General features: G+C 55.0%; 1 protein-coding gene. It reads right to left on the bottom strand.

What is annotated here, in order from left to right; genetic code table 11:
- Window positions 1-248 precede the first annotated feature (248 nt).
- Window positions 249-1,076, bottom strand: a complete 828-nt coding sequence (locus KDK15_RS16585; RefSeq protein ID WP_257296502.1) for a hypothetical protein — start codon at window positions 1,074-1,076, stop codon at window positions 249-251.
- Window positions 1,077-1,179: the final 103 nt, after the last annotated feature.

Raw genomic sequence — 1,179 nt, 5'->3', positions numbered from 1 at the left:
GCGACTCACTCTGTAATTGCGGTGAGTGAGTTGTCATCAGAGACAGGTTAAACATCCAAGGCCTGTCGAATGGCATGAACTCCAGGCTCAGGTATTGTCCCCGGCACCAACCGCTTCAGGGTGAACGGAGTTTGTGCATATCAAACTCATTGAAATGATCTACTTTACAGCGGTTCTCATTCTGCGGAGATTGCCAGTTTCAATCTCTTCATATATGCCAGCATCTTCTTTGTGTTCATGCCAGGGAATCACCCCCTGAGTTCTTCAAAGAACGAGTCCCTTGGCCGTATGGGTGGTTTTTCCGGCAGTGCCGGTTGTTGCAGTCCGGGTAGCTCTGGAGCAGGTCTTCTGGGGCGTTGTACATCGGCAGGTTTCTCTCTTGCCTCTTTTATCGTCGTTTGAGTGCGTGCCTTCTGTGCCTGTCCCACAGTATTGATGGCCACCATCTCCTGCGGGTCATCGGCAGCGGATGACCCGCGGCAATAACGACGATAAATGTACCTCCCTAACACCACGCCTGCCACCGCAAAGGCAGCAGTCCCCACGGCGATACCGGCTACTGCGCCGCTACTCAGGGTAGCCGCCAGCGGTGCCGCCGTGGTGGGCAGCGTCATGGTGGCCCCCGGCAGGTCGGAAAGGTTCATGGTGGAGTTCGCTACCGTCGGTGCCGGTGAGGCCGGTAATGGCTCCCTGGCCACACCTGAAGAGTAACCTGTGCTCCTGGCAAAACTGTTCACCTGCGTAGTGTTGGCAACCACGGCCCCGCGCCTTGTGGCGACTGTTGGCACTGTAGCGGTTGTTGTCGCTGTAGCGGCATTTCCCGGGCAAGCATCACTGTACGAAACATCCAGCGCATCCAGAAATTCAGTTCTCAAAGAGCAATTGGCTGTTAACACACGCAGGTCTGCTTTTTGGCAAAGAAGCTGATCATTGGAGATAGATCCAAAATTCTTTTTAAAGCCACTGACATAGCTGTCCACCGCCGTGGTGTGGGCAACCGTTCCTCCATGGTAAACCCTCCCCCCCCCGATGCCGGCGTATGCAAATTCACCCTTGGTTTCGACCCTGCTGTTCACCGCCGTGGTGTTGGCAACCGTTCCTTTAACCTCCCCCCCCCCCCGATGCCAGCGTAATTATAATCACCATTGGTGAGAATATGAACATCTTCCGCCCGGATAT

The organism is Endozoicomonas sp. YOMI1 (genome assembly GCF_024606345.1).
Lineage (GTDB): Bacteria > Pseudomonadota > Gammaproteobacteria > Pseudomonadales > Endozoicomonadaceae > Endozoicomonas.
The sequence above is the reverse complement of the archived record's forward strand: the minus strand, read 5'-3'. Positions and strand labels throughout refer to the sequence as shown.